This is a genomic window from Microcoleus sp. CAWBG58, assembly GCF_020883045.1.
Taxonomy (GTDB): domain Bacteria; phylum Cyanobacteriota; class Cyanobacteriia; order Cyanobacteriales; family Microcoleaceae; genus Microcoleus.
On sequence record NZ_JAHRFA010000079.1, the window covers coordinates 23,305 to 30,308 of the forward strand.

At 44.0% G+C, this 7,004-nt stretch carries 8 protein-coding genes; 3 read left to right on the top strand and 5 right to left on the bottom strand.

Features of this window, described 5'->3' with window-relative positions:
• Nucleotides 1-46: 46 nt before the first annotated feature.
• From QZ918_RS26510 to QZ918_RS26520, 3 genes are all read right to left on the bottom strand, one after another.
• Nucleotides 47-982 (bottom strand): spermidine synthase, encoded by a 936-nt coding sequence (locus QZ918_RS26510; protein ID WP_293340405.1) that lies wholly within the window; start codon nucleotides 980-982, stop codon nucleotides 47-49.
• Between the two features lie 161 nt (nucleotides 983-1,143).
• A complete protein-coding gene (locus QZ918_RS26515; RefSeq protein ID WP_293340407.1) occupies nucleotides 1,144-1,752 on the bottom strand; it encodes an adenylate/guanylate cyclase domain-containing protein in 609 nt (202 codons plus the stop codon).
• Nucleotides 1,753-1,762: 10 nt separating this feature from the next.
• Complete coding sequence (locus QZ918_RS26520; protein WP_293340408.1) at nucleotides 1,763-2,491, bottom strand: response regulator; 729 nt, start codon at nucleotides 2,489-2,491, stop codon at nucleotides 1,763-1,765.
• 323 nt (nucleotides 2,492-2,814) lie between these two features.
• Between QZ918_RS26520 and QZ918_RS26525 the strand changes: the two genes are divergently transcribed.
• Nucleotides 2,815-3,180 carry a hypothetical protein gene (locus QZ918_RS26525; RefSeq protein WP_293340410.1) on the top strand — a complete coding sequence of 122 codons (366 nt, stop codon included), beginning with the start codon at nucleotides 2,815-2,817 and terminating at the stop codon, nucleotides 3,178-3,180.
• Nucleotides 3,181-3,309: 129 nt separating this feature from the next.
• On the opposite strand, the gene QZ918_RS26530 is transcribed toward QZ918_RS26525, so the two are convergent.
• On the bottom strand, nucleotides 3,310-3,864 hold the full coding sequence (locus tag QZ918_RS26530; protein ID WP_293340411.1) for a methyltransferase domain-containing protein: 555 nt from the start codon (nucleotides 3,862-3,864) through the stop codon (nucleotides 3,310-3,312).
• A gap of 178 nt (nucleotides 3,865-4,042) precedes the next feature.
• On the opposite strand from QZ918_RS26530, the gene QZ918_RS26535 reads away from it, so the two are divergent.
• Both QZ918_RS26535 and QZ918_RS26540 read left to right on the top strand, forming a co-directional pair.
• Nucleotides 4,043-4,489, top strand: a complete 447-nt coding sequence (locus QZ918_RS26535; RefSeq protein WP_293340413.1) for a SufE family protein — start codon at nucleotides 4,043-4,045, stop codon at nucleotides 4,487-4,489.
• Between the two features lie 14 nt (nucleotides 4,490-4,503).
• Nucleotides 4,504-5,412, top strand: coding sequence for an alpha/beta fold hydrolase (locus tag QZ918_RS26540; RefSeq protein WP_293340415.1), 909 nt, complete (start codon nucleotides 4,504-4,506; stop codon nucleotides 5,410-5,412).
• Between the two features lie 143 nt (nucleotides 5,413-5,555).
• On the opposite strand, the gene QZ918_RS26545 is transcribed toward QZ918_RS26540, so the two are convergent.
• A partial coding sequence (locus QZ918_RS26545) for a right-handed parallel beta-helix repeat-containing protein (RefSeq protein WP_293340417.1) occupies nucleotides 5,556-7,004 on the bottom strand: 1,449 nt, incomplete at its 5' end.

A 7,004-nucleotide genomic window follows, 5' to 3' on the forward strand; every position in this document is an offset into this window, starting at 1 on the left:
AGTCCGCAGCATTACTACGAACCAGTTTTGTGGTGTTTGATATCAATCAAAATAACCAGCAATCAAAATAACCCGCAGGTGGCAAATCGTCGGTCAAAATTTGAGCTTTGTCTAGATCGGGTATAATTTTACCCAATTCTGAACCTATTTTCACATCAAGAGCTCTGTCTGTCAAGGAAAAGGAAAATTCATGTCCATCTTGCACGTATTTTGCCCTGGAAACAATCTCGTCTTTCTCTAAAATAGGGCCGTTAGTCCCAATTAAAACACTATTAATATCCTTCCAAGGGCAGACGTATACCTGGGAAAACACACTTTGAAAAGTCTTCACCTTTTGGGCATAAAACTCATCTCTTTGCAGCAGATTTACTAAAACAACTCCGGCGGTTGACAAATGTTTTTGGCAAAGTTCATAAAATTCTTTAGTTGCTAACCGGTGCGGAAAGTAGCCGTTGCCAAAAAACACGTCAGTCATGATGACATCATACTGTATATCTGGGCTTTGCTGTTCTAGGTACTCTCTCCCATCTTGGATTGCGACGCTGAGTCTGCTGTCGAAGTGCACTCCAAAACACTTGATGGCTGCTTCCAGGGCGATCGCATCTACATCAGCACATTCTACAACAGTTTCCGGCAAATAATGGTGCATAACTAACGGAATTCTGCCGCCGCCAAACCCAGCTATATAAACTTTTTTAGGTTGATTTTGCCACAATAAACCCAACATCATCGCTTGGGTATATTCTGAAACTAAATGCAGAGGATTGTTGAGGTTGAACACAGATTGCAATAAATCTGTATACAAATTCACTTTTTCTACTAAACATAGCTTAATTTGACCTTTATCTTTTCTAACTGCAACATAATGAACTCCCGACTCTTTGCAAAATACAACTCCATCCGGCTGTTGTTGTACCCAAGCCAGCCGCTGCTTAATCGCAGATAAATTAATAGTTTTCCAATTTTTGGGTTCGTTAATCATTAATTTTAAATTTAATATTCCTGGACGCGTAGTGAGAAACCGGGTTTTTACTAAAATGCTATGTCGTAGTCGAGAGATTCAGAAAAAACCCGGTTTCTTTGATTTAACACGGGAGATTATTAATTTTATTTTCGGGTATTGTGAAAAAAACCTGAGATAAATTAAGTAGATGATACCTGCTTGTACGCCACCAAATCTAAACCCGAAATCGAAAAATCTATTCTTTCCCAATCTTGCTTATCACCTTCAAACTTTTCAAACGCTGCTGAGGTAAGCAAAATCTCTCCCCGTTCCGCCAAATCCTCTCCCAGCTTGGCTGCTAGATTAAATTCCGAACCGTACATATCCTCTCCTTCCAGCATCAAAACATCGCCGCAGCCAATACCAATGCAGAGGTAAATATCCATATCCGGCGGCAGAGTCGTGTTGACAGCTACCGTTTGTTTCAGAGATTCAATTGCAGATTCCACAGCAGATTTTACATCGGGAAATACTGCAAAAATATTGTCTGCTTCCTCCTTGACAACAGTACCGTCATATTCTGCAATTATCGGTTTGACAATTCCGTGCATCCGGTGAATCATTGCCAGAAAATGAATGATTCCGTAGCGAACAGTCGTTCGCGAAAATCCCGACATATCCATTACCAATATCGTGTGTTCTTGGCGGAAAGTCGCATTAATTTTGGCATCAATTTCTGCCGTTCTTTGGGGATTTTCGTTTCTTTCTTGCAGCAGTTGTTCCAAGTTAGTGCGGTTATTTGTTTTCATTGTATTTTAATTAATTAAACTCCCAATCGCGACAAAAAGGCTGAGGGCGACCAGCGGGATGTACTGCACAATTTATACCATCTTTGCCGTAATAATAATCGCAAACTTTGCAAGGTTGATTTTGCTCAATTTTTTTCATCAAAATTGCCCGGATAGCCTGAACTCGGTTGCGATATTTGTTGGCCGTCGAGTGAGTCGGTTCAATTGCCAAAGCTTGCTGGAAAGCTGCTATGCTGGTATCGTACAATTTAATAATTTGGGCGCTGTATTTTGTCCAAGCATCGGCGCGACTTTGGTACAATTCGATCGTACTTAAGTTTAAAATGCCGTATTCCGTCCAAGCGTCAGCCGAAGCCCGATCGAACTTAATATTGGCATTAATCAATACTTTTTTGATGGTTGCCAAAAGTTCCCTGGGCTGCCAAGGTTTGCTAACATACGCCTCGGCGCGATCGATCGCCCTGGAGAACAAAGCTAGCTGCTGTCCCTTCCCGGTTAAAAATATTACTGGTATATTCCGAGTTTCGGGATTAGCTTTAATTAAACGGCAAACACCGTAACCGTCCATGCGGGGCATTACGATATCTAATAATACTAAATCCGGGTAATTTCTCTCAACTTTATCTAGTGCTTCTACACCGTCAGATGCTTGAATTACATTTAATCCACTGCATCTCAACTGATGTGAAATGCACTCCCGCTGGCTGCGGGAATCTTCCACAACTAAAACTGTACTCATCACTCCCCACCTGGTTTCTGATGTAAACTTGCGCGCTGCTTCGAGTTGCCCTGACTGACATTATTTTACCCACATTGAATGATTTTGTTATCACTAGCTAGGGGAATTATCTAAACTTGCAACAAATCTTAAACTGGGAAGCACAGGCGATCGCGATCGCAAAAATCTGCTTGCCAATACGGGGAATTATTGCAAGTTTGATCGAAAAATATTCGGATTTTAAACCTTAATAACGGCAAACTGTACTGATGCAAGCCAAAAACCTTGTTGAATTGCCACAGATAATCCGCTACTGTGTACGTTGAAGTTCTTAAGGACGACACATGAATAGATTGCTCCTCACTTTGCTTGTAAGTCCGACGCTGTTTGGATCTCTGATGTCTTTGAGCGCGATCGCCCAAAATGCTCAAAACATAGGCGAAACACCGGGTAAATCGGCTGATGCACCAACCTGCGTGCGATCGCCCCACACCCAACGTCTGAGTTGCGTGCGCCTTCCCGCGAAAACCGCTGCTGCTAATGCTAAACAAACAATTGGTTGGCAGCCGCGGGATGGCCAGCCTGTGGCGATGCTGGATTTTACCGAAGAAGAAAGCGATGCGGCGGCGGCGCTGTTTGGCTGCGACTGTCAGTTGTGTATCAACTCGCTGCGGCAGTTGCGCGGCTTGCCGCCTCTGGATCTGACTTGAGCGCCCAGAAAGCGAATGTTTTTTTGGTAATATCGCGATCGTTGCGACATTTGATATTTGTGGGCGATCGCACTTGGGCTCTACAATAATTTATACCGATTGGCGATCGACAAGCCGGCGATCGGGGTATTATTTCTGCGCCAAAGCCCATACTACTAAGGGAAAATCCGGCTCATTTGCTAACGAATGAATGGAAGCATTGTAATATTCCCATTTTGAGAAGTTTGCCACAATACAAGCGCGGTTTCCCCAAGAGCCTGTTTGGATGCGCTCTAAATTGAAACCGCATTCAGCCAGCAGGTATTTGATTCCTGTTTCTGTCCAGCGAGAGCAGTCGTTAGGGTAATCGTGAATCCGAATCAAAAACGGTATAGTTATTAAAAAATAACCGTTTTTGTCGAGCATTTGATAGATATTTTTGCCAGCGCGGTAAGGCCAAAGTAAATGTTCAAATATCTGTTCGGCAATGATTAAATCAAATGTTTGATCGAGGCAACACTCGCAAATGTCAAACTCTGGATAGTTGAGGGATTTATAGCTTTGAAAAGATTCTAATTTGCCCCAACTGTCGCCAGAGATTTCTAAGGTATTTAATCGATCGGGCTGCAAGCTTTTAACGATGTTGCGAGTTTCGCGATTCATCACAACTCGGCACCAATGTTCGTCAACTGCACCAAATACCATATTTCCTCCGTTGAGATTTGTAGGGCGATTAATAACGGGATAGCTAGCCTTCGGGAAGGGGAGAGCGAACGCTTCACGCAATTTGTCTCTACAATAACCTATTCTGATTGGCGATCGCCCGCACCGACTGCTAAAATGAAATGTATAATATTAGCGATGTAAACCGCTACTCGAAATCATGTCCGCAAATACTGCGCTACCGCCAACTCTAGCTAAAATTGTCCAGCGCTTCCAGCGACACTCCGATCCGAAACAGCGCTACGAACAACTGCTGTGGTATGCCAAGCGACTCCCACCATTTCCCGAAAGCAATAAACTGCCAGAAAACAAAGTTTCTGGCTGCGTGTCACAAGTTTATATTACCGCAACTTTAGCCGACGGAAAAGTTTCCTTTGAAGGCGATTCAGACGCTCAGCTAGTCAAAGGATTAGTTGGCTTGCTCGTGGAAGGTTTGAGCGGATTGACGCCTGCGGAAATAGTCAGCGTTACCCCAGATTTTATTCAAGATACGGGATTGAATGTCAGCCTGACACCTTCCCGCGCTAACGGATTTTACAACATTTTTCAAATGATGAGAAATAAGGCACTGGCTTGCGAAGTTACCGCCCAAGCAGAAGTAAATTAACAGGAGCAAAAATCGTGACTCAGACTGCTGATTTAATCCAATCTAATTATGGCAGATATCCGGCGACAGTTCAAGAATATCTTTGGAAGTGGAAAGGAACGCAAATCAAAGTTATTTACGAAACTAGAGGACAGGGAAACACCGTATTATTGCTGCCAGCTTTCAGTACGGTTTCAACACGAGCAGAAATGCGTCCTTTAGCAGAATTGTTGGCTCCTAACTTTCAAGTTGTGAGTGTAGATTGGCCTGGTTTTGGCGACTCGGATCGCCCGCGCACAGACTACGAACCGCAATTATACCATCAATTTATTCAGGATTTTGTTGAGTCTACTTTTAGCAGTCCTGTGGCTGTAGTTGCGGCCGGTCACGCTGCGGGTTATGCTATGCAATTAGCGCAGTCAAAGCCGAATGTTTGGTCAAAAATTGTGTTAGCTGCACCGACTTGGCGCGGGCCTTTACCGACGATGAGCAAACAGCAAAGCGACTGGCACGGAGTTGTGAGAGAATTAGTACGATCGCCCTTACTCGGTCAATTCCTCTACAAACTGAACACTGCGCCGTCATTCCTGGGTTTCATGTACCGCCGCCACGTCTACGCGGATGCAGCAAAAGTCACCCCCGATTTTATCCAAAACAAGTGGAAAGTTACTCAGAAAGCGGGTGCGAGATTTGGTTCGGCGGCTTTTGTAACTGGTGGTTTAGATCCGGCAAAAACCCGAGAAGAATTTGTCGCCAACTTCCAAGAATTAGCAGTACCGGTGATGGTTGTAATTGCTGAGAAAGCACCGCCCAAATCTAAGGCGGAAATGGAAGTATTAGCCCAATTACCCGGAGTGGAATCGCGAGTTATTCCGGGTTCCTTGGGCTTGCACGAAGAGTATGCGGCGGATTTGGCAAATGCGGTTAAGTCTTTTGACAGTTGACAGTTGACAGTTGACAGTTGACAGTTGACCGACTGAATGACTAATGACGTTGGACGTTCGCGAGCGGGGACGCTCGCGCTAATGACGTTGGACGTTCGCGAGCGGGGACGCTCGCGCTAATGACTAATGACTAATGACTTCTTCTATTCTTGATTGCCTTTCCCGCGAATATATCCGTTATCTGCAATCCGCCAAGCACCCCCAGTATTGCCGGTTAAATCGCAATTATCCACCGTAGCAATACTATCTCTGTAAACTGCGATCGCCTCACCTTCATTACCATTAATTCTACACCGACGCGCAATCAATTTTCCTCCCAATCCGACACCTATTCCCAGAGTGCCGTTATTATAGATAGTGCAATCTTCCACCGTTGCTTTGCCATTATCTGAGATAAAGATTCCGTTCCATATTCCATCATGAATTTGACAGCGACGGATTACCGAATCGGCATTAGAGCCGCAAATTCCCACTACAGAATAGTTGGCAGAAGTGATATCGCTGTCTTCTACGATTAACTCGCCTTGGCGAATATCTACAGCGTAATATTTCCCTGTTGTTTTCATTGTCAATCCTCGCACTAAAGCGCTGTCTGTTGCCATTTGAATGCAGTTAGACTCGCTGCTTTCAAGAGTGACGCTACCCGCTTCTATGTTGCCGATAATTTCCACAGATTTGTCGATTATTATACTTTCTTTGTACACACCCGGATGCACGTAAATTCGCGTACCAGAAACAGCATTTTTTAGGGCTTCGCTAATAGTGGTACAGTCACCTTCGCCTTGCTGAGAAACTACAATTTCTTGATTTTTCCCAATTCCTGAGTTTCGGGTTGACTCGGCATTTTTATCTACTAATTCAGCTTTTGGTGACTCTTCCCCTGTGGCGGCAATTTCCGATGTTGGCTGCAACCGTTCTTGATATACTGTTTCTAAGTGATGTTCTAACTCAGATATTTGAGATTGCAGTTGATTTTGATTCTGGTTGGCTGTCTCGATTTGACTTTGCATTTCCGAGAGTTGGGCGTAAATGTGCGATCGCTCTCTGTTTGCAGTTTCTAGCTGAGATGCCAATTGCGATCGAGTTTGACTGCCATTTTCTAACTGATTTTCTAACTCGGATATTTGAGAGTGCAGTTGAGCTTGATTCTGATTGGCTGTCTCGATTTGAGTTTGCATTTCCGAGAGTTGAGAATTGAGTTGCTCTTCCAATTGCGATCGAGTTTGAGTCGCATTTTCTAACTGATGCTCTAACTCAGATATTTGAGATTGCAGTTGCGTTTGATGCTGGTTGGCTGTCTCGATTTGAGCTTGCAATTGCGAGACTTCTTGCGATCGACTTTGAGTCGCATTTTCTAACTGATGTTCTAACTCGGATATTTGAGATTGCAGTTGATTTGCTATCTCGATTTGATTTTGCAATTGTGAGACTTGAGAATTGAGTTGCTCTTCCAATTGCGATCGACTTTGAGTCGCATTTTCTAACTGATGCTCTAACTCAGATATTTGAGATTGCAGTTGCGTTTGATGCTGGTTGGCTGTCTCGATTTGAGCTTGCAATTGCGAGACTTCTTGCGATCGACTTTGAGTCGC